This is a genomic window from Collinsella sp. An307 (assembly GCF_002161805.1).
Classification (GTDB): domain Bacteria; phylum Actinomycetota; class Coriobacteriia; order Coriobacteriales; family Coriobacteriaceae; genus Coprousia.
On sequence record NZ_NFIP01000002.1, the window covers coordinates 21,921 to 42,156 of the forward strand.

Genomic DNA, 20,236 nt, shown 5'->3' on the forward strand with positions numbered 1-20,236 from the left:
CATGACCAGTCTGAGCAAGATTCTGCTTGGCGGTAGGCTCGAACCCGGAGTGGTGGCGGATGCCGAGCGAGCCAGCTTTGTGAAGGTGGATGATCCCTGGCACCAGTACACCGCGTTTTTTCTGCGACTTGTTGCCGCAACGGTCGTTGCTACCGCGGGAATCGCCGCAGACTCCGCAACCGCCGTCATAGGCGCCATGCTCTTGGCGCCACTCATGTCCCCCATGCTCGGTGCTGCGCTCGCCACGGCGCTCGGTCGGCCCGCAAAGACGCTCCAGACGCTCGCGCTCACGCTCGTTGGCATGGCGGCGGTCATTGCTGTGTCCGCCTGTGTGACGGCCATCGTTCCCGTGGCGATTGACCTGAGCACTAACGCCCAGATTCTGGCTCGCATATCTCCACGGCTTGTCGACCTTATCATCGCTCTCGCTGCCGGCTTCATGGCGGCGTTCGCCTCGATCCGCCGCGATATTCCCGGCACGGCGCCCGGTATCGCGCTTTCGGCATCTATTGTTCCGCCGCTCTGCGTGACGGGCGGCGCTCTTTGAGGGAGCGCCCGATGCCGCTCTCGGGTTCTTCCTACTCTTTGTGACCAACTACGTCGCTATCCAAATTGCCGGTACAGCGGTATACCTCGCCGCAGGGCTTGGGGCTCGGAAGTTCTCGGTTATCGAGGGCGAGGCGCGCGAGCTCTGGTACATCAGCGTGGGAATCGCCGCGGCGGTCGTCGTGGCGCTGCTGGCTACGACGAGCATGGGCATCGTCCATGAGAACGAGCAGCTGCGCATCGCCCAAGACGAGGTGGGGGCATGGATTGAGGGGAGTGACTACCGCGTTTCACGATTCGAGCTTGAGGACGGTGAACTGAGGCTCGAGATTGCGGGCTCGGAGCACGTGCCCTCTGCAGAGCGGCTGAACAGGGCGCTCTTTGACGCGGGCCTTCACCTAGATGAGCTTTCCATCGCCGTGGTGGACGAACGGCGCATCGTGAATACGTCGTAAGCACCTGGATCGGCTTGGAGCCGGCGCGATTGCCTCTTTTTCCAACAATATCAACAAACGGTTGAATATTTTCCTCTTCACGGTGCGCACCGGGCTCGCCACAATAGGTATGAGTGAGGCGAGGGGAATGAGACCCGTATGGCAGCACCGGCAACACCGGGCAAGGGCGCGTTATCGCGATCATTTTGCTCGTGATCTTTTTGGCGATCGGCTTTGTGTTCTTCGATCCTCTGGGCAGCAAAAATCCTGAGGGCGTGGACACCGATGCCTTTGAGCTCCGCAGCGTGACGATGTCGGGCGACGACTATGAGGTCGTCACCTACGACGATGACCTGTTTGTGCTCTCGGCAGATAACGTCGAGGTACTCGGGCTTGAGGACAGTGGTCGCGACTTTATGTCACGCGACGAGAGCACCCTCTGGCTCAAGCCGGATACCGCGGAGCGCCTAGGCCTTGCCGGCGAGATTGATATGGTCAGCTAGGGCGCACCTCAAAGCCACAATCGAACAAGGATTGAATATCCCGTGACGGACGGGTGGTCGAACACCTGTCCGCCATCGGTGGCGCTAAACTGAACTGTTAGCCGGTAGTTGCCGGCGCAATTCCCATACGTTTCGCACCTGGTCCACCGAAAGGGGTTCTCAGTGGCAGATACATCCATCCGCATCCGCGGGGCGCGCGAGCACAACCTGCGGGATATCGATGTCACAATCCCGCGCGACAAGCTCGTCGTTATCACCGGCCTCTCGGGCTCTGGCAAGTCGAGTCTCGCGTTTGACACCATCTATGCCGAGGGCCAGCGTCGCTACGTCGAGTCGCTCTCCAGCTATGCGCGTCAGTTCCTAGGGCAGATGGACAAGCCCGACCTCGACTCCATCGACGGTCTTTCGCCGGCAGTGTCCATCGACCAGAAGACGACCTCCAAGAACCCGCGCTCCACGGTGGGCACGGTGACCGAGATCTACGACTACCTCCGCCTGCTCTTTGCGCGTATCGGCACGCCGCATTGCCCTGAGTGCGGTCGCGTTATCGAGCGCCAGACCACCGACCAGGTGGCCGACAAGATCCTCGAGGCGGGGGAGGGCCGGCGCGCCTTTGTGCTTGCCCCGGTTGTCACGGACCGCAAGGGCGAGTTTGCCAAGCTTCTCGACGACCTGCGCCGCGAGGGCTTCTCCCGCGTGCGTATCGACGGCGAGGTGCACTCGCTCGACGATCCCATCGAGCTCGACAAGAAGTTCCGCCACACCATCGAGGTTGTGGTGGACCGCATCGTCATCCGCGAGGGGTCCGTCGGCCGTATTGCAGAGGCCGTCGAGCAGGCGACCAAGCTCGCGCACGGTCGTGTTGCCGTGTACCTGCTGCCCGACCGTGACGCCCCCGAGGGCACGGCCGGCGAGCTTTTGACCTACTCGCTCGCGCTTGCCTGCCCGGAGCACGGTCACTCCATCGACGACCTGCAGCCGCGCGATTTTTCGTTCAACGCCCCGTACGGCGCCTGCCCGGAGTGCGACGGCCTCGGCTTCAAGAAGGTTGTGGACGCCGAGGCACTCATTGAGGACCCGTCGCTCTCCGTTGAGGACGGCGTCTTTGGCAGCTTCTTTGGCAAGTCGAACTACTACCCGCAGATCTTCCGCGCCCTCGCCAAGCACCTCAAGGTCGATCCCGCCACCCCGTGGCGCGACCTGCCCGCGCGCGTGAAGAAGGTGTTTCTCGACGGCCTTGGCGACAAGAAGATGCGCGTCGACTATCACACACAGGACGGGCGCGATACCCACTGGTTCACCAAGTACTCGGGTGTGCGCAACATCCTGTACGAGCGCTACATCGAGACCACCAACGAGAACACCAAGGCGCGCCTCGAGAAGTACATCCGCGAGGAGCCCTGCCGTGCCTGCCACGGCGCGCGCCTGCGTCCCGAGATGCTCGCCGTCACGGTCGGCGACAAGTCCATCTACGAGGTGTGCTGCATGAGCTGCCGTGATTCGCTCGAGTTCTTTGAGGAGCTTACGCTCACCGAGCGTCAGCAGTTCATTGGCGGCCGCATTGTGAAGGAGATCGTGGAGCGCCTGCGCTTCCTTGTCGACGTGGGTCTTGACTACCTCACCCTCGACCGTGCTTCTGCCACGCTCTCGGGCGGTGAGGCACAGCGCATCCGTCTGGCGACGCAGATCGGCGCGGGCCTCATGGGCGTCCTCTACATTTTGGACGAGCCTTCAATTGGTCTGCACCAGCGCGACAACGAGCGTCTTATTGCCACGCTCGAGCGCCTGCGCGACCTCGGCAACACGGTGATTGTGGTCGAGCACGACGAGGACACCATCCGCGCCGCGGACTACGTGATCGACATGGGTCCGGGTGCGGGCGAGAACGGCGGACACGTGGTGTGCGCGGGTACGCCTCAGGAGGTTATGGCCTGCAGCGACTCGCTTACGGGCCAGTATCTCACCGGTTCGCGCATGGTGGAGCTGCCCGCCGAGCGCCGTCGCCCCGGGCGCGGCGCCCTCACCATCACGGGTGCCAAGGCAAACAACCTCAAAAACGTCACGGCAAAGATCGAGTTCGGCACCTTTACCGTCGTCACGGGCGTATCGGGCTCTGGCAAGTCGAGTCTTGTGACCGACACGATCGCCCCTGCCCTCACGAACGCCATTCATCGCTCGGGCCGCCCCGTCGGTCCGTATAAGAAGCTCGAGGGTGTTGAGGAGATCGACAAGGTCATCGATATCGATCAGTCGCCGATCGGCCGCACCCCGCGCTCCAACCCCGCGACCTACATTGGGCTCTGGGATGATCTGCGCGCGCTGTTTGCGAGCGTGCCGGAGTCCAAGGCGCGCGGCTACTCGCCCGGGCGCTTTAGCTTCAACGTCGCGGGCGGCCGCTGCGAGGCCTGCAAGGGTGACGGCCAGATCAAGATCGAGATGCACTTCCTGCCGGACATCTACGTGCCGTGCGAGGTCTGCGGCGGCAAGCGCTACAACCGCGAGACGCTTGAAGTCACCTACCGCGGCAAGAACATCTCCGACGTGCTCGATATGAGTGTGACCGAGGCGCTCGCCTTCTTTGGCAACATCCCGCAGATCAAGCGGAAGCTCCAGACGCTCTACGACGTGGGCCTGGGCTACGTTCGCCTGGGCCAGCCGGCGACGACGCTCTCGGGCGGTGAGGCGCAGCGCGTGAAGCTCGCCAAGGAGCTCCACCGCAAACAGACGGGCCGCACGTTCTACATTTTGGACGAGCCCACCACGGGTCTGCACTTTGAGGACGTCCGCCAGCTCATCGACGTGCTGCAGCGCCTGGTTGATGCGGGCAACACCGTGCTTGTTATCGAGCACAACCTCGACGTCATCAAGGTGGCCGACCGCATCATCGACCTTGGCCCCGAGGGCGGCTCGCGCGGCGGGCGCATCGTGGTCTCGGGCACGCCCGAGCAGGTCGCGGCCTGCCCGGAGAGCTACACGGGACGCTTCCTCGGCCCCATCCTCGAGCGCGACCGCGCGCGCATGGAGGCGCGAGAGGCTTAAAAGGTGCACGCAACGGCCCGCGTGGCCTCGCCGCGCGGGCGTTGTGGAGTGTGTTTGGGTGCCCGTGGAGCCTGCTATCATGGTAGGCATACGTTTCTGCCCCTCGGGAAGGCATCAGACATGAAGCTCAACCATACCGTTGCATGCCTTGCGCGCGCCGGCGCCGTCCGGCGGGCGGTCGCTGCGGGCCTTGCGCTCTCGCTTGCCGGGGCGAGCGTCCTGGCGCCGCTCTCTGCGGCGGCCGCGCCCTCTGACAGCCTGGAGGCTCAGGTCACTGAAGCCCAGGAAAAGCTTGCTGACCTTACCTACGAGCTCGAGCTTGCCCAGGCCGAGGCGGACACCACGGCGCTCGATCTCGCCGACACCCAGGACCGCATCGCGGAGCTCGAGACGCAGGTGGCCGAGACCTCCGAGCAGCTCGACGCTGCCCAGGCGGATTTGTCGAGCAAGGCGGCCCAATCGTACAAATCTGGTGCGGTCACCCTTATCGACATCATCTTCTCCTCATCGAGCTTTGACGAGCTCGCAAGCCGTCTGTTCTACGCGAACAAGGTCGCCGAGGCGGAGGCCGACCGCGTGTCGACCGTTCGTGAGCTGCAAGAGAGCCTCGCCGCCCAAAAAAGCGAGCTCACCTCGCGCGAGGACGAGCTGACCGGGCTTCTGGCCGACCAGTCTGCCGATGCCGCCGCGCTCGAGGCCGCGCGCAACGAGACGTCGAGCTACGTCAACGGTCTCTCCGGCGAGCTTGCGGAGGCCCTTGCGGCCGAGCGTGCCGCCGCAGCGGAGGTCGTGCACGAGAGCGAGGAGAACTCGGCACCCGCAACCGATAACGGTGGCTCCACTCCTGCAGACGATGAGGGGAGTGCCGAGGGCTCGGGCAACGAGGACAACGGCAACAACGGCGGCGCTGGCAACGGCGGCGCCACGACCCCGAGCGCGCCCTCAACTGACCCGGACCCCGCGCCGAGCACGCCTGATCCCGACCCTGCGCCGAGCGTGCCCGCCGGTAGCGGCAACCTGAGCCAGGGCCAGCGCTCTACCATCATCGCCGCCGCGCGCAGCCAGCTCGGCTGCGCCTACGACTACGGCACCATGATCCCGGGCGTCTCGTTCGACTGCTCGGGCCTTACCACCTACTGCTACAGCTTGGCGGGCGTCTCCATCCCGCGATCCTCAGCTACCCAGTACCGCACCGTCAAGAACGCCGGCAACCTCAAGACCGACGCATCCCAGCTCGTTGCGGGCGACCTCGTCTTCTATCAGACGGGCGGGACCATCCGCCACGTCGCCATCTATATTGGCGGCGGCAACGTCATCCACGCGAGCGACTACAGCACGGGCGTCATCACCTCGGGCCTTTACTACAGCTCGGGCTTCTGCGGTGGCGGCAGCCCCATTTAAGCGCGAGGCGGTTCATGGGGGCAGCGGTAAAGAAGACAAATGCCATGCGCGAGCTCGAGGTAGCGGGCATCGCTTACCGTGTGCATACCTACGAGCACGTCGAGGGCGATTTCTCGGGCGTGCATGTGGCCGAGCAACTTGGTGAGGACCCCGACCAGGTCTTCAAGACGCTCGTATGTGCGGCCCCGTCCGGTGCCCATGTGGTCTGCTGCATTCCCGTCGACCAGGAGCTTGACCTCAAGCGCGCGGCGCGCGCTGCCGGGTGCAAGGCGCTCTCGATGCTGCCCTTGCGCGATCTCACCGCGGTGACCGGCTACGTTCGCGGCGGCTGCTCGCCCGTGGGCATGAAAAAGCCGTTCCCCACCATCATCGACGAGACCTGCCAGCTGTTCGACACCATCATGGTTTCTGGCGGCAGGCGGGGCATCCAGCTCGAGCTCGATCCTGCGGAGCTCGTACGCATCACCAAGGCGCAGATGGCAGACATCTGCATGGAGGGCAAAGCATGAGTGACGAGAAGCGCCGCGAGGGCGCGCATTTCAAGGGTGCCGAGGGCGCTGTCGAGCCGACTTCGCCTGCTTCGGCGGCGGACGATGACTTCTCCACGTCGGGAGATTACGCAAATGTAGGGCGCTCCGCCGGCCTCATGACGCTGCTCATCATCATCTCGCGCCTGACCGGCTTTGCGCGCACGTGGTTCATGGGCATCGCCTTTGGCGTGTCGCTGCTCGCTTCGTCCTACAACATCGCCAACAACCTCCCCAACATGCTCTACGAGCTTGTGATGGGCGGCATGCTCGTCACGGCGTTTCTGCCCGTCTACATGGACGCGCGCCGGCAGGGCGGGCGTGAGGGCGCCAACGCTTATGTGGGGAACCTCCTGTCGATCCTGCTCATCATCTTGGGCGGCGTCTCGGTCATAGCCTGCGTATTCGCCCCGGCGCTCATCTGGACGCAGTCGTTTTTGAGCGACGGTTCCGAGATGGAGACGGCGGTCTACTTCTTCCGCTTCTTCGCGTTCCAGATCCTGTTCTACGGACTTGGTTCGGTGTTTTCCGGCGTGCTTAACGCACACCGCGACTACTTCTGGAGCAACGTCGGACCCATCTTGAATAACGTGGTCGTGATCGCGAGTTTCGCGGCGTTTCCGGCAATCGCCGGCGTGAGCGAGGCGGCCGCGATCACGGTGCTCGCCGTAGGCACCACCGCCGGCGTCTTTGTGCAGATGGCCTGCCAGATCCCCGCGCTTGCGCGCCACGGCATCCACCCGCGCCTGCACGTGGACTTGCACGATCCGCTCCTCAAGAAGACCGTCTCTCTTGGCGTGCCCACGGTGATCGCTACGCTCTGCACGCTCGTTACGAGCTCGGTCATGAACTCAACGGCGCTCGCCGTCCAGCCGGGCACGGGCTCGTCGGTCATCGCGTATGCGCGCCTGTGGTACACGCTGCCCTACGCCCTTCTTGCGGTCTCGCTCAACACCGCGCTCTACACTGAGCTCGCGCGCGACGCCACGGTGGGCGACGACGATGCGGTGCGTGACGGCCTCTCCCGCGGCATTGCCCAGCAGTTCTTTGTGCTCATCCCCTTTGCACTCTACCTCATGGCGTTCAGCTTCCCGCTCAACATGGTCTACTGCGCCGGCGCGTTTGACATCGAGGGCGTGGGGCTCGTCTCGGAGTACCTGTGCTTCCTCGCGCCGTCGCTGCCGCTTTATGGCGTGTGCATGCTCATGCAGAAGGGCTGCTCGGCGCTGCGCAACATGAACCCCTACGCCGCGTTCATGCTCATCGGCGCCGTGGCCGAGATTGCCTTCTCGCTCACCTTCGCGGTGGGCGCCGGGTTTGGCATGCCGGCCATCGCGCTTTCCATGACGGCGTCCTACCTTGCCTCAGACATCGGCGCGTTCTGGTGGATGCGCCGTCGCCTGCGCGGCCTTCGCACGGCAAAGATCGCGCACGGCATCGTGGGCGGCCTTGTGCTCGGCGGCCTCGGCGCCGCGGCGGGCGCGGGCGTGGTTGCCGCGCTCGAGACCTTCGTGAGCCCGCTCATCAGCTACCTGCCCGACGGCAGCGTCGTCACGGCGGGCATGGCGCAAACGTTTGCCTACATCGTCGCCGGCGGCATCGTCGCGCTCATCGTCACCTTTGCGCCGGCCATCGTCCTCAAGTTCCCCGAGGCGGAGATGTTCCGCTCCATTCTGCGCCGTGTGAAGCGGTAGGCGCCCATGGCATCGCAACAGTGGCACGACGCGCAGCCGTCTGCCGAGCGTACCGAGCATATCGACGAGACCCTCATAGCACCGGCGCCCGGCATCGAGCCGAGCCTGGCCGAGCAGGTCGCGCGCGTCCCCACGAGTCCGGGCTGCTACCTGTGGAAGGACGCCGAGGGTACGGTCATCTACGTGGGCAAGGCCAAAAACCTGCGCGCCCGCATGCGCCAGTACGTGCAGCTCACCGACGAGCGGCAGAAGATCCCGCTCATGATGCAGCTCGTACGCTCCTTCGACTACCTTGTGGTGGAGAGCGAGCACGAGGCGCTTGTTTTGGAGCGCAACCTCATTGGGCAGTACCACCCTTACTTCAACGTCGACTTCAAAGACGACAAGAGCTACCCCTTCATCGCGCTCACCAAGGGTGACCTCTTTCCGGCTATCAAGTACACGCGCGAGCGGCACCGCCCCGGTACGCGCTACTTTGGCCCCTATACCGACAGCCGCGCCGCGCGCGACACAATCGACACCATCCGTAAGGTGATTCCCATCTGCATTGCCACCTGCGCGGAATGGAAGCGCTGCCGCCGCCTTGCCGAGGCGCATAAAGGGGACGAGGGCATCCTCGGCCTCATCATGGCGGAGAAGGGGCGCCCCTGCTTTGACTATCACGTGGGGCGCGGCCCCGGGGCTTGCGTGGGTGCGATTTCGCCCGAGGAGTATGCCAAAAACGTGCGTCGGGTGGAGCGGTTCCTCTCGGGCAAGCGCAGCGAGGTCACCGGCGAGCTTAAGGCGGAGATGGCAGAAGCCGCATCCGAGCTCGATTTCGAGCGCGCCGCCCGCATCAAACGCCGCCTCGAGGTGATCGACGGGCTCGACGACCGCCAACAGGTCGTGTTCCCCTCGCGGGTGGACATCGACGTCATCGGTTTCTACCGCGAAGAGACCATCGCCGGTGCCTGCGTATTCGCGGTGCGTGAGGGGCGCACGGTCAGAAGCTGCGAGTTCATCCTCGACAAGGGCCTTGATGTGGACGAGGAGGAGCTCGTCGCCGGTTTCATCAAGCGCTACTACGACGAGACCGCCGATATTCCCGCCGAGGTCGATGTGGCGGTGGAGCTCGCCGATGCCGAGGTGATAGGGGAGTGGCTTGCCGAGAAGCGCGGCCGCGCCTGCCAGATCCACCGGCCGCAGCGCGGCGAGAAGCGCCGCCTGATGGAGATGTGTGAGCGCAACGCCCGCCACGCGCTCATGCGCTACATGATGCGCACCGGCTACGCCGACGACCGCACCAACCAGGCGCTCCTCGAGCTCGAGAGCGCCCTTGCGCTGCCGGCGCCTCCGCTACGTATCGAATGCTTCGACATCTCGACCATCCACGGTCGCTTCACCGTGGCGTCCATGGTGGTCTTCACCAACGGCAAGCCGGACAAGTCGCAGTACCGCCGCTTCAAGGTGAGAAGCGTCACCGGTGAGGCCAACGACTTCCTCTCCATGCAAGAGGTGCTCGGGCGCCGTTACGCGCCGGAGCGTATGGAGGACGAGCGCTTTGGCTCACGGCCCGATCTGCTTGTGGTCGACGGTGGCAAGCCGCAGCTCACGGCGGCCTTGACGCAGCTTGAGGAGCTTGGGCTCGATATTCCCGTATGCGGTCTTGCCAAGGCGGACGAGGAGGTCTTTGTCCCTTGGGATGACACGCCGGTTGTGCTGCCCAACGGATCGGCCTCGCTCTATCTCATCAAGCAGGTCCGTGACGAGGCGCACCGCTTTGCCATCACCTTCCACCGCGAGCTTCGCGACAAAGCCATGACGGTGTCGGTCTTGGACGAGGTGGAGGGCGTGGGCCCCACGCGCAAAAAGGCCATCATGAAGCATTTCGGTTCGCTCAAGCGTCTGAAGCAGGCTCGTGTGGAGGACATCGCCGCTGTAAAGGGCGTGCCGCGTGATGTGGCTCAGGCGGTATACGATACCCTGCGCGCTTGGGACGCTGAGCGCAACAGCTAAGCGCCGTTTCGTAGCTGCAGCTGTCTTACGAGGCAACCGCGCATTTTGGCATCATTTGTGCATCTAGCAGGTCAAACACACCGTGTCAAGATGATGTGTGCTCCAACTGGCCTTACCATTGCGATACATACTGGTATCACACTTGTTGATACCAGTATGTTTTGTCAATAAAAAAATAGGGATAACCTGCGATTACCGTTTGCCACGTGGTTGTGACCTCTCGCCGAGAACAGTCTCTGTTAAGTGGTTGTACCGTGAAGGAGCAATTGTGGAAAACAAGAGATTCAGCGGTGTCATTCCTCCCGTGGTGGTGCCGCTTACCCAGGACCGCAAGCTTGATGTGCCCTCGTTCGAGCGCAACATCAACCGCATGATCGAGGCGGGCGTTGACGGCCTGTTCATCCTGGGCTCTTCCTCCGAGGTCGTGTTCTCGACCGATGAGCGCCGTACCGAGATCATCGAGAACATGGTGCGCATCGTCGACCATCGCGTGCCGGTTCTTGCGGGCATCATCGATACCGAGACCGAGCGCATGATCGAGCACGGCAAGCGTGCCGAGCAGATGGGTGTCGACGCGCTCGTGGCCACCTGCCCGTTCTACGCGCTCCAGGGCATCAATGAGATTGAGTGGAGCTTCCGCTGCCTGCACGATGCTCTCAACCTGCCCATCTTTGCCTATGACATTCCGGTGTGCGTGCACAACAAGCTCGATGTGGACATGCTCATCCGCCTTGGTGTCGACGGCGTACTCGCCGGCGTGAAGGACTCCTCGGGCGATGACGTGTCGTTCCGCCGCCTCATCCTCAAGAACCGCGACGCGGGCCATCCGCTGCAGCTTCTTACCGGCCACGAGGTCGTGGTCGATGGGGCGTATCTCGGCGGTGCCGACGGCTCGGTGCCGGGCCTCGCCAACGTCGAGCCCTACGGCTACATCCGCCAGTGGAAGGCTGCGCAGGCCGGCGACTGGGAGGCCGTCCGTGACGAGCAGGATCGCCTTGCCCGCATCATGGAGATCACCTCGGTGACCTCCGGTGTTCAGGGCTTCGGTGCCGGCGTCGGCGCTTTCAAGACGGCCCTTCAGCTCATGGGCGTGTTTGAGACCAACCAGATGCCGCGTCCCGTTCACTCGCTCAAGGGCGAGAACGTCGAGGCAATCCGCCGCGTCCTTGTGGACAACGGCCTTCTGTAAACCATGAGAGGGGCGGGCGCACGAGCCCGCCCCTGCTGTTTTGCGGTACGGTGCCGCTTGGTGCCGACGCTGCTCAGCTGGGCGATAGGGGAGACTATGGAGAACACCGACCGTTTCGTTTGCGCCGTCGATATCGGCGGTACCAAGATCGCCTGCGCCATCATGGCGTTTCCCGCAACGGGGGAGCGCCCGCACCCGGTCTATGAGGCAGAGGTTGCCACCGGCGCCTCCGAGGGCGGCGAGGCGGTTTACGCGCGCGTTGAAGATGCGGTGTGTACGGCGCTTGCCTCCTTTGACGGGGGAGAGGTGCTCGGCGTGGGCGTAGGGTCTGCCGGTGTGGTTGACCCAAGGACCGGCTGCATCGCCTATGCGAACGAGATCATGCCCGGGTGGGGCGGCATTGCGCTCGGTCCGCGCCTGGCAGAGGCGCTCGGTCTTCCCGTTGCGGTGACGGGAGACGTTCATGCCCACGCGCTCGGTGAGGCACGCTGGGGCGTTGGCAGGGGGTACGACTCGGAACTCTGCCTAGGCATCGGCACGGGCATTGGCGGAGCCTTTGTTGTCGATGGCCGCGTCATGCGCGGTTCTCACGGTGCCGCCGGCCACATGGGCCACATCGAGAGCACGGCTGCTACGGGCATCCCCTGCGCGTGCGGGCGCTCGGGCCACCTTGAGTCAGTCGCCTCGGGCACCTCTATCGGCCGCGTGTTTGAGGAGCGCTACGGTCGCGTCGACCCTGCGCGCCCGACGGTCGGCCGCGACGTCAACGACCTTGTTGCCGCAGGAGACGAGCGTGCGATCTCGGTCGTGCGCGAGGCGGGGCACGCCCTCGGCGCGAGCTTGGGGTCGCTCGCCAACGTTCTCGACCCCGCGGTCATCGTGCTTTCGGGCGGCGTCATCCACGAGGGCACGGGCTGGCGCAGCGAGACCTGGCGCGCCTCGGTTGCAGAGGGCTATCGCTCCCAGGCGCTCGACCCCCTGCAGGATACGCCCATCCTCATCGGCGAGCTCGAGGGTGAGGCCCCGCTCATCGGTGCTGCGGAGAATCTGCTCGATACCCTGAAATGAGTCGCGCGGGGCGGGTACATCTGAGGCTAGGTGCCCCCAACCTCGCTGCTTTTCCAGAAAGGAAGACCCATGACCGTCGATCCGATCATCCAATCGCTTAAGGGCAAGCTCATCGTGAGCGTCCAGGCCTACCAGGGCGAGCCCCTGCGCCGCCCCGAGATCATGGCGACCATGGCACGCGCCTGCGAGCTCGGCGGCGCGGCTGCTATCCGCTGCCAGGGACTCTCCGACATCGCCGCCATCAAGGGCCGTGTCGAGGTTTCCGTCATCGGTCTGTGGAAGGAGGGCCACGAGGGCGTCTACATCACGCCGACGCTGCGCCATGCGCGTGCCTGCGTCATGGCGGGTGCAGATATCGTGGCGATCGACGCCACCGACCGCCCGCGTCCCGATGGAAAGACCGTCGCCGACACCCTGGAGCCGCTTAAGGCCGAGGGCGTGCTCACCATGGCGGACTGCATGACCATCGACGACATCCGCCGCGCGGTCGAGATGGGCTTCGACATTGTCTCGACCACCCTCTCCCACGGTGTCGCCGCCATCGACTGCACCATGGCGGACGGCCCCGATCTGCCGCTTCTGCGCCAGGCCGCCGAGGAGTTCCCCGGCTTCCCTGTGATCTGCGAGGGCCGCGTCCATACGCCCGAGGAGGCTCGCGCCGCCATCGACGCCGGCGCCTGGGCGGTTGTGGTGGGCACCGCGATCACGCATCCCACAAGCATCACCAGCTGGTTCAAGGCTGCGCTCGACGCGTAAGGCGCCGTGGCACGCAGGTTGGTGCCAACGGGCGTTGCGGCGCATGTCCGCGCGCACCGCTATACTGAATAGAGACGAGCGATCGGGGGCAACGCGGCGGTCGTCGCGCCCCCGATGTCTTTTAGGAGGTGCGCTCATGGCGAGCGACGAGGCCATCAGAACGCGGGAAAACGCCGAGCGCGTGCCCGACATCGTGATTATCACCGGCATGTCCGGGTCCGGCCGCACGCAGGCGATGCACGTGTTCGAGGATATGGGCTACTTCTGCATCGACAACCTGCCGCCGCGCCTCATCCAGCAGCTTGCCGAGCTCGTGGGCATCAACGCGGGCGTGGGCAGGCATCTCGCCGTGACGTGCGACCTGCGCAGCCAAGGGCTTTTCGACGAGCTCCTCGACGTGGTGACTGCCCTCGAGGAGCACGAGATGTCGGTCGATGTCGTCTACCTCGACGCCTCGGACGAAGTGCTCATGCGCCGCTACAACGAGAACCGCCGTCGCCACCCGCTCGCGCAGACGGGCGAGAGCACCGCAGACGCCATCGCGCGGGAACGCCAACAGCTCGCCGCCATCCGCGACCGCGCGGACATGATTATCGACACCTCGCACCTTTCCACCTCATCGCTTCGCGCGATGCTGAGAAGCGCTTTCTCTGAGCTCACCGACCAGCAGCTCATGGAGGTGCGCGTCTTCTCCTTTGGCTTCAAGCACGGGCTCCCCGCGGAGGCCGATATCATGATCGACGTGCGCTTTTTGCCCAATCCCTTCTACGACCCCGAGATGCGCCGCCTGACGGGACTCGACGAGAAGGTCTCGACGTTTGTGCTCGACCACCCCAAGACCGAGGCGTTCTGGCGCGCGTGGTGCCAGTTGCTCGACGCGGTCATGCCGGGCTACATCGCCGAGGGCAAGCCGCAGCTCTCCATTGCAGTGGGCTGCACGGGCGGCCAGCACCGCTCGGTGGCTATTGCCGAGGCTACGGGTCGCTACCTTGCCGGGCAGGGCTATCACGTGGCGGTGTCGCACCGCGATCTTTCGCGCGCCAACCTCACGCCTACGGGCGAAGCCCACTGATAGGGGAGAGCGATGTCGTTTACCGCTGAGGTGCGCGACGAGCTGTCGCGCTGCGAACCCGCGTGCGAGTACTGCAACCTCGCCACGCTGGCGGCGCTCGTGCGCGTGAGCGGAACCCTCTCCATCACCGGTGAGGGGCGCCGGCTCACCGTTGCGACGGAGACGGGCGCGGTGGCGCGCACCATGATCAACCTCACGCACACCGTGCTCAAGCTCAAGACCGAGCTCACCCCGCGCCGTTCGGTCCTCCACAAGGTCCGCAACTACCTCATCACGCTGCCCGAGCAGCCGGGGCTCGACAAAGCCCTCGTCCTGCTCGGTATCCTCGACCGCAAGGGACGTCTTGTGGCGGGGGTTCCCCGGCACGTGGTCGCGCGCCCGTGCTGCAGGCTCGCTTACCTGCGCGGTGCGCTCATCGCGGGCGGCTTTGTGGCGGACCCCAAGGGGGACTTCCACCTCGAGATCGCCGTCTCGGGCGAGGAGCTTGCCGAGGGACTCGCGCAGCTCATCGAGCAGGTGGGAGTCCACGCCCGCGTGAACCGCCGGCGCGGCGCCTTTGCCGTCTATATCAAGAGCGCGGAGGATATCTGCCAGCTGCTCGATGCGGTCGGCGCTAAGCGCAGCGTTGCGAGCGTGCGCGACGCGCGCGCCATGAAGCACGTCAAGAACAATGTGAACCGCCGGGTGAACGCCGAGTTTGCTAACCAGTCGCGCACCGCCGACGCCGCTCAGCATCAGGTCGAGCTCATCGCCCGCGTGCATGCCGAGGGGCTGTACGAAACGCTCCCCGAGGCCCTGCGCACCTTTTGCGACCTGCGCGAGGCCCACCCCGATCTGTCACTGCGCGATCTGGGCGCGCTCGTCGACCCACCGCTCTCCAAGTCCGCCCTCTATCATCGGGTGCTCCGCTTAGAGAAGCTTTTCGGCGAGCACTGAGGATGTGCGTGCAAACCGGTATGCTGTGCACCAAAATGAACTCTCCGCAGCTAAGGCAGGGTGTCAGATAATCAAGTGACCCACCGTCCACCGATGAACATCAGCTTTCGGTCAAAAACTCGCCATTGACGCGAATGCAATTTTGAAAAAACGGTACACTGAGTAAGTGGTTTGTCTGTGGACCTCGACTGCGGGCACCCGTCCGCGGAGGTCTAACGAAAGGAGACACGAATGGCAGTAAAGGTTGCGATTAACGGCTTTGGTCGCATCGGTCGTCTCGCGTTCCGTCAGATGTTCGGGCACGAGGGTTCCGAGATCGTCGCCATCAACGACCTCACCTCCCCTGACATGCTTGCTTACCTGCTGAAGTATGACTCCACGCAGGGTAACTACAGCCGCGATCACGAGATCACCGCTGGCGAGAACTCCATCACCGTCGACGGCAAGGAGATCACCATCTACAAGGAGGCCGACGCTAACAACCTCCCGTGGGGCGAGCTCGGCGTCGACGTCGTTCTCGAGTGCACCGGCTTCTACACCAGCAAGGACAAGGCTCAGGCCCACATCAACGCTGGCGCCAAGAAGGTCGTCATCTCCGCTCCTGCGGGCAACGACCTCCCCACGATCGTCTACAACGTTAACCATGAGAGCCTGACGGCTGATGACAACATCATCTCCGCCGCTTCCTGCACCACCAACTGCCTCGCTCCGATGGCCAAGGGTCTCAACGACTTCGCGCCCATCGTCTCCGGCATCATGACCACCATCCACGCCTGGACCGGCGACCAGATGCCGCTCGACGGCCCGCAGCGCAAGGGCAACAAGCGCCGCAGCCGCGCTTGCGCCGTCAACATCGTCCCGAACTCCACCGGTGCTGCTAAGGCCATCGGCCTGGTGCTCCCCGAGCTCAACGGCAAGCTGATCGGTGCCGCCCAGCGCGTTCCCACCCCGACCGGCTCCCTCACCAACCTCTACGCCGTCGTTGACAAGAAGGTCACCGTCGACGAGGTCAACGCCGCTATGAAGGCTTACGCCGAGACCATCCCGGAGACCTTCGCCTACAACACCGACGACATCGTCTCCACCGACATCATCGGCGAGACCCACGGCTCGATCTTCGACGCCACCCAGACCATGTGCTCTGACCTCGGCAACGGCCAGACCCTGGTTCAGGTCGTCTCTTGGTACGACAACGAGAACTCCTACACCTCGCAGATGGTCCGCACCATCAAGTACTTCGAGAAGTTCGTCGCCTAAGTGCCGCTTCGCGAGCTTGAACGCAGTTAGCGTCTGATAGGGGCGCGGCCTTTGGGCTTGGGCCCGAAGCCGCGCCCCTTTTCGATGGGACGCGCCGCCCCATCGTCAGATAGGTAAGTACCCGTAACGCTAGAAAGGTAGATGCACATGGCTTTCACCAAGAAGACCGTCCGTGACATCGACGTCGACGGTAAGCGCGTTCTCATGCGCGTTGACTTCAACGTGCCTCTGAAGGACGGCGTCGTGACCGATGACACGCGCGTACGCGCCGCCATCCCCACGATTCAGTATCTCAAGGAGCACAACGCCAAGATCATCCTCATGAGCCACCTCGGCCGCCCGAAAGGCGACGGTCCCGAGCCCGAGCTTTCGCTCAAGCCGGCCGCCGACAAGCTCGCTGAGCTCACCGGCTACGACGTGAAGTTCGTGGATGACACCTACGGCGAGAAGGCCAAGGCCGCCGTCGACGCTCTCGAGCCGGGCGACATCCTCGTTCTCGAGAACGTCCGCTTCGTCAAGGCCGAGAAGAAGAACGACCCCGAGATCGCCAAGATTCTCGCCTCCTACGGCGACATCTTCGTGCTCGACGCCTTCGGCACCGCCCACCGCGCCCAGGGCTCCGTGGTCGGCCCCGCCGCCTACCTGCCCGCCGTCGCCGGCTTCCTGCTCGAGAAGGAGGTCGACACCCTGACCTCCATTTTTGCCGAGCCCGCGCGTCCCTTCGTCGCCATCGTCGGCGGCTCCAAGGTGTCCTCCAAGATCGGCGTTCTCGATCACCTCATCGACTCTGCTGACACCCTCATCATCGGTGGCGGCATGGCCTACACCTTCTTCCTCGCCAAGGGCTACACCGTCGGTACCTCCCTCCAGGAGCCCGACTGGGTCGAGCGCGCCGGCGAGATGCTCAAGAAGGCCGAGGACAAGGGCGTCAAGATCCTGCTCCCGATCGACAACATCGTGACCGATCACTTCGGCGAGGACGCCGTGGGCGAGGTCGTCGACTCCGATAAGATCCCGGCAGACCGCATGGGTATGGACATCGGCCCCAAGACCGAGAAGCTCTATGCCGACGCCATCGCTGAGGCCAAGACCGTCTTCTGGAACGGCCCCATGGGCGTTTTCGAGATGGATCAGTTCGCGCACGGCACCCAGGCTGTCGCCGAGGCAGTTGCCGCCAACGAGGGCTGCACCTCCATCATCGGCGGTGGCGACTCCGTCGCAGCTGTCAACAAGTTCAACCTGGCCGACAAGATGTCCTGGATCTCCACGGGTGGCGGCGCCTCCATGGAGCTCGTCGAGGGCAAGGCCCTTCCTGGAGTGGAGGCTCTGAACGATGCCGAGTAAGCGTACCCGCCTCATCGCAGGCAACTGGAAGATGAACAACGACGTCCCGGCCGCCAAGGAGCTCGCCGAGGCGCTCGTCGAGCAGGTTCCGGCTTCCGACTCCGTTGAGGTCGTCATCTGCCCGCCCACCATCGACCTTGCGTGCACCTCGCACAAGGTCGCCGATTCCGCTATCAAGCTAGGCGCCCAGAACGTCTACTGGGAGGCCTCCGGTGCCTACACCGGCGAGACCTCTTGCGACATGCTGAAGTCCGTCAACGCCGAGTACTGCATCATCGGTCACTCCGAGCGTCGCGACTACTTCCATGAGACGGACGAGGACGTCAACAAGAAGGCCAAGGCCCTCATGGCTGCCGGCATCGTGCCGATCAGCTGCTGCGGCGAGTCCCTTGAGGTCCGCGAGGCCGGCAAGCACGTCGAGTTCGTCGTCGACCAGATCAAGAAGGACACCGAGGGCCTCGAGATCACCGACCCCAGCAAGTACGTGGTCGCCTACGAGCCCATCTGGGCCATCGGCACCGGAAAGACCGCCACGGCCGATGACGCCCAGGAGGTCTGCGGCGCCATCCGCGCCACGCTCACCGAGATCTTCGGCGAGGAGACCGCGGCTGGCATCCGCGTCCTGTACGGCGGCTCCGCCAAGCCCGAGAACATCGCTGGCTTCCTCGAGAAGGAGGACGTCGACGGTGCGCTCGTGGGCGGTGCTTCGCTCAAGGCCGACAGCTTCGCTGCGATGGTTGAGAAGGCGGCTGAGTAATGGCAGAGAACAAGCGTCACCTTCCGGCGCTCCTCGTGATCATGGACGGCTTCGGCCTCGCTCCCGCGGGCGACAACAACGCCGTCTACAAGGCGAACAAGCCGTTCCTCGACAAACTCTGGAACGAGTATCCGCACACCACGCTCGGCGCTTCGGGCGAGGATGTGGGTCTGCCTGACGGCCAGATGGGCAACTCCGAGGTCGGCCACCTGAACATCGGCGCCGGCCGCATCGTGTTCCAGGAGCTCAGCCGCATCAACAACGCCATCAAGGACGGCTCCATCCAGGAGAACGCTACCCTCGCCAAGGCTATGGACGACGTGGCCAAGAAGGGTGCGACCCTGCACCTGCTCGGCCTCGTCTCCCCGGGTGGCGTCCACTCCATGCAGCGCCACGGCGAGAACCTCGCCGCCATCGCCGCCATGCACGGCGTGGAGCGCGTGCGCTTCCACTGCTTCATGGATGGCCGCGACGTAGACCCGCACTCCGGTGCCGGCTACATCGAGACCCTGAAGGAGAACCTCGAGGCGCTCTCCAAGTACACCGGCGTCGATGCGCGCATCGCCACCGTCTCCGGCCGTTACTGGGCTATGGACCGCGACAACCGCTGGGAGCGCGTCGAGCGCGCCTACGACGTGGTCACCCTGCCTTCCGACACCGAGTGTGACCCGGTCGAGGGCGTCAAGGCCTACTACGAGAAGGATGAGCGTGGCGACGAGTTCGTCGAGCCCTTCGCCTGCCACAACGAGGGCGTTGCAGACGGCGATGCGATGGTGTTCTTCAACTTCCGTCCCGACCGCGCCCGCGAGATGACCCGCGCCTTCACCGAGGCCGATTTCGACGGTTTCGAGCGCAAGGTCGCGCCGAAGCTCAGCCACTTCGTCACCATGACGGAGTACGACGACACCTTCACCAACGTGGAGGTCGCGTTCCCCAAGACCTTCCCGGAGAACGTGCTCGCCGACGTCATTGCCCAGAACGGGCTCAAGCAGCTTCATACCGCCGAGACCGAGAAGTACGCCCACGTGACGTTCTTCCTGAACGGCGGCGTCGAGGAGCCCAAGGAGGGGGAGGAGCGCGTGCTCGTTCCCTCGCCCAAGGTTGCTACCTATGACCTGCAGCCCGAGATGAGCGAGCCGGAGGTTACCGAGAAGCTCGTCGAGGCTATCAACGAGGATCGCGCCGATTTCTACATCGTGAATTACGCGAACTGCGACATGGTCGGCCACACCGGCGTCTTCGACGCTGCCGTCAAGGCGGTCGAGGCCGTGGACGACGGCCTGTCGAAGGTCATCCCGGCGATTCTCGCCAAGGGTGGTTTCGCGCTCATCACGGCTGACCACGGCAACGCCGACCACATGTACGACGAGGACGAGTCGGGCGAGAAGCACCCCTTCACCGCCCACACGACCAACCGCGTGCCCTTCATCGTGGTCGATCCGGCTGCCAAGCTCACCGGTATCGAGGATGGGCGTCTTTCGGACACCGCTCCGACGATGCTCACGCTCGCCGGTCTCGAGCCCTCTGCCGAGATGACCGGTCGCGTGCTCGCCGTCGAGGAGTAGCGCATTTGGGGACGGGTTCGTTTTGACCCATCCCAATATACGGGGTGGGGCGCCTGAGCGTCCCGCCCCGCAGAACAACCAAAGACCATCTGCTGTTTTCGGCGGATGGTCTTTTGCGTATTTGGGGACGTGCTCAAAACGTGCACGTGGACG

Annotated in this window: 17 protein-coding genes; all 17 read left to right on the plus strand. The window is 64.3% G+C overall.

All coding sequences use genetic code 11. From position 1 onward, the window contains the following. Window position 1: 1 nt before the first annotated feature. Window positions 2-547: a DUF389 domain-containing protein gene (locus B5F89_RS10170; RefSeq protein WP_239286638.1), complete on the plus strand. Its 546-nt coding sequence runs from the start codon at window positions 2-4 to the stop codon at window positions 545-547. A 40-nt stretch (window positions 548-587) separates the two neighbouring features. Further along, complete coding sequence (locus tag B5F89_RS10175; RefSeq protein WP_239286639.1) at window positions 588-1,001, plus strand: hypothetical protein; 414 nt, start codon at window positions 588-590, stop codon at window positions 999-1,001. Window positions 1,002-1,186: 185 nt separating this feature from the next. After that, window positions 1,187-1,483 (plus strand): hypothetical protein, encoded by a 297-nt coding sequence (locus tag B5F89_RS02060; RefSeq protein ID WP_143758320.1) that lies wholly within the window; start codon window positions 1,187-1,189, stop codon window positions 1,481-1,483. Between the two features lie 162 nt (window positions 1,484-1,645). Next, window positions 1,646-4,522, plus strand: coding sequence for an excinuclease ABC subunit UvrA (gene uvrA, locus B5F89_RS02065; RefSeq protein ID WP_087430159.1), 2,877 nt, complete (start codon window positions 1,646-1,648; stop codon window positions 4,520-4,522). Between the two features lie 120 nt (window positions 4,523-4,642). Continuing rightward, a complete protein-coding gene (locus B5F89_RS02070; protein WP_087430160.1) occupies window positions 4,643-5,923 on the plus strand; it encodes an NlpC/P60 family protein in 1,281 nt (426 codons plus the stop codon). 14 nt (window positions 5,924-5,937) lie between these two features. Continuing rightward, the gene (ybaK, locus tag B5F89_RS02075) at window positions 5,938-6,432 is read left to right on the plus strand and encodes a Cys-tRNA(Pro) deacylase (RefSeq protein WP_087430161.1); all 495 of its coding nucleotides are present in this window, start codon (window positions 5,938-5,940) and stop codon (window positions 6,430-6,432) included. After that, a complete protein-coding gene (gene murJ, locus B5F89_RS02080; RefSeq protein ID WP_087430162.1) occupies window positions 6,429-8,144 on the plus strand; it encodes a murein biosynthesis integral membrane protein MurJ in 1,716 nt (571 codons plus the stop codon). Before ybaK ends, murJ begins: the two co-directional genes overlap by 4 nt. A 6-nt stretch (window positions 8,145-8,150) precedes the next feature. Next, window positions 8,151-10,139: an excinuclease ABC subunit UvrC gene (gene uvrC, locus B5F89_RS02085; protein WP_087430163.1), complete on the plus strand. Its 1,989-nt coding sequence runs from the start codon at window positions 8,151-8,153 to the stop codon at window positions 10,137-10,139. A gap of 268 nt (window positions 10,140-10,407) precedes the next feature. Continuing rightward, complete coding sequence (locus B5F89_RS02090; RefSeq protein ID WP_087430164.1) at window positions 10,408-11,328, plus strand: dihydrodipicolinate synthase family protein; 921 nt, start codon at window positions 10,408-10,410, stop codon at window positions 11,326-11,328. Window positions 11,329-11,424: 96 nt separating this feature from the next. Beyond that, window positions 11,425-12,396, plus strand: coding sequence for an ROK family protein (locus B5F89_RS02095; RefSeq protein ID WP_087430165.1), 972 nt, complete (start codon window positions 11,425-11,427; stop codon window positions 12,394-12,396). A 69-nt stretch (window positions 12,397-12,465) separates the two neighbouring features. Further along, window positions 12,466-13,152: an N-acetylmannosamine-6-phosphate 2-epimerase gene (locus B5F89_RS02100; protein WP_087430166.1), complete on the plus strand. Its 687-nt coding sequence runs from the start codon at window positions 12,466-12,468 to the stop codon at window positions 13,150-13,152. A 136-nt stretch (window positions 13,153-13,288) separates the two neighbouring features. Then, complete coding sequence (gene rapZ, locus B5F89_RS02105) at window positions 13,289-14,224, plus strand: RNase adapter RapZ (RefSeq protein ID WP_087430167.1); 936 nt, start codon at window positions 13,289-13,291, stop codon at window positions 14,222-14,224. Window positions 14,225-14,236: 12 nt separating this feature from the next. Further along, the gene (gene whiA, locus B5F89_RS02110) at window positions 14,237-15,160 is read left to right on the plus strand and encodes a DNA-binding protein WhiA (protein ID WP_087430168.1); all 924 of its coding nucleotides are present in this window, start codon (window positions 14,237-14,239) and stop codon (window positions 15,158-15,160) included. Window positions 15,161-15,391: 231 nt separating this feature from the next. After that, complete coding sequence (gap, locus tag B5F89_RS02115) at window positions 15,392-16,417, plus strand: type I glyceraldehyde-3-phosphate dehydrogenase (protein ID WP_087430169.1); 1,026 nt, start codon at window positions 15,392-15,394, stop codon at window positions 16,415-16,417. Between the two features lie 147 nt (window positions 16,418-16,564). Then, window positions 16,565-17,761 carry a phosphoglycerate kinase gene (locus B5F89_RS02120; protein ID WP_087430170.1) on the plus strand — a complete coding sequence of 399 codons (1,197 nt, stop codon included), beginning with the start codon at window positions 16,565-16,567 and terminating at the stop codon, window positions 17,759-17,761. Next, window positions 17,751-18,518, plus strand: a complete 768-nt coding sequence (gene tpiA, locus B5F89_RS02125) for a triose-phosphate isomerase (RefSeq protein ID WP_087430171.1) — start codon at window positions 17,751-17,753, stop codon at window positions 18,516-18,518. Before B5F89_RS02120 ends, tpiA begins: the two co-directional genes overlap by 11 nt. Then, window positions 18,518-20,083 carry a 2,3-bisphosphoglycerate-independent phosphoglycerate mutase gene (gene gpmI, locus B5F89_RS02130; RefSeq protein WP_087430172.1) on the plus strand — a complete coding sequence of 522 codons (1,566 nt, stop codon included), beginning with the start codon at window positions 18,518-18,520 and terminating at the stop codon, window positions 20,081-20,083. The genes tpiA and gpmI overlap by 1 nt, the downstream gene beginning before the upstream one ends. The last annotated feature ends 153 nt before the right edge of the window (window positions 20,084-20,236 follow it).

Bases quoted from the DNA above. Each gene is read 5' to 3' on its own strand.
- B5F89_RS10170 (WP_239286638.1), top strand. From the start codon at position 2: ATGACCAGTCTGAGCAAGATTCTGCTTGGCGGTAGGCTCGAACCCGGA.
- B5F89_RS02120 (WP_087430170.1), top strand. From the start codon at position 16,565: ATGGCTTTCACCAAGAAGACCGTCCGTGACATCGACGTCGACGGTAAG.
- gpmI (WP_087430172.1), top strand. From the start codon at position 18,518: ATGGCAGAGAACAAGCGTCACCTTCCGGCGCTCCTCGTGATCATGGAC.
- B5F89_RS02095 (WP_087430165.1), top strand. From the start codon at position 11,425: ATGGAGAACACCGACCGTTTCGTTTGCGCCGTCGATATCGGCGGTACC.
- tpiA (WP_087430171.1), top strand. From the start codon at position 17,751: ATGCCGAGTAAGCGTACCCGCCTCATCGCAGGCAACTGGAAGATGAAC.
- B5F89_RS02070 (WP_087430160.1), top strand. From the start codon at position 4,643: ATGAAGCTCAACCATACCGTTGCATGCCTTGCGCGCGCCGGCGCCGTC.
- ybaK (WP_087430161.1), top strand. From the start codon at position 5,938: ATGGGGGCAGCGGTAAAGAAGACAAATGCCATGCGCGAGCTCGAGGTA.
- whiA (WP_087430168.1), top strand. From the start codon at position 14,237: ATGTCGTTTACCGCTGAGGTGCGCGACGAGCTGTCGCGCTGCGAACCC.
- murJ (WP_087430162.1), top strand. From the start codon at position 6,429: ATGAGTGACGAGAAGCGCCGCGAGGGCGCGCATTTCAAGGGTGCCGAG.
- rapZ (WP_087430167.1), top strand. From the start codon at position 13,289: ATGGCGAGCGACGAGGCCATCAGAACGCGGGAAAACGCCGAGCGCGTG.
- gap (WP_087430169.1), top strand. From the start codon at position 15,392: ATGGCAGTAAAGGTTGCGATTAACGGCTTTGGTCGCATCGGTCGTCTC.
- uvrC (WP_087430163.1), top strand. From the start codon at position 8,151: ATGGCATCGCAACAGTGGCACGACGCGCAGCCGTCTGCCGAGCGTACC.
- B5F89_RS02100 (WP_087430166.1), top strand. From the start codon at position 12,466: ATGACCGTCGATCCGATCATCCAATCGCTTAAGGGCAAGCTCATCGTG.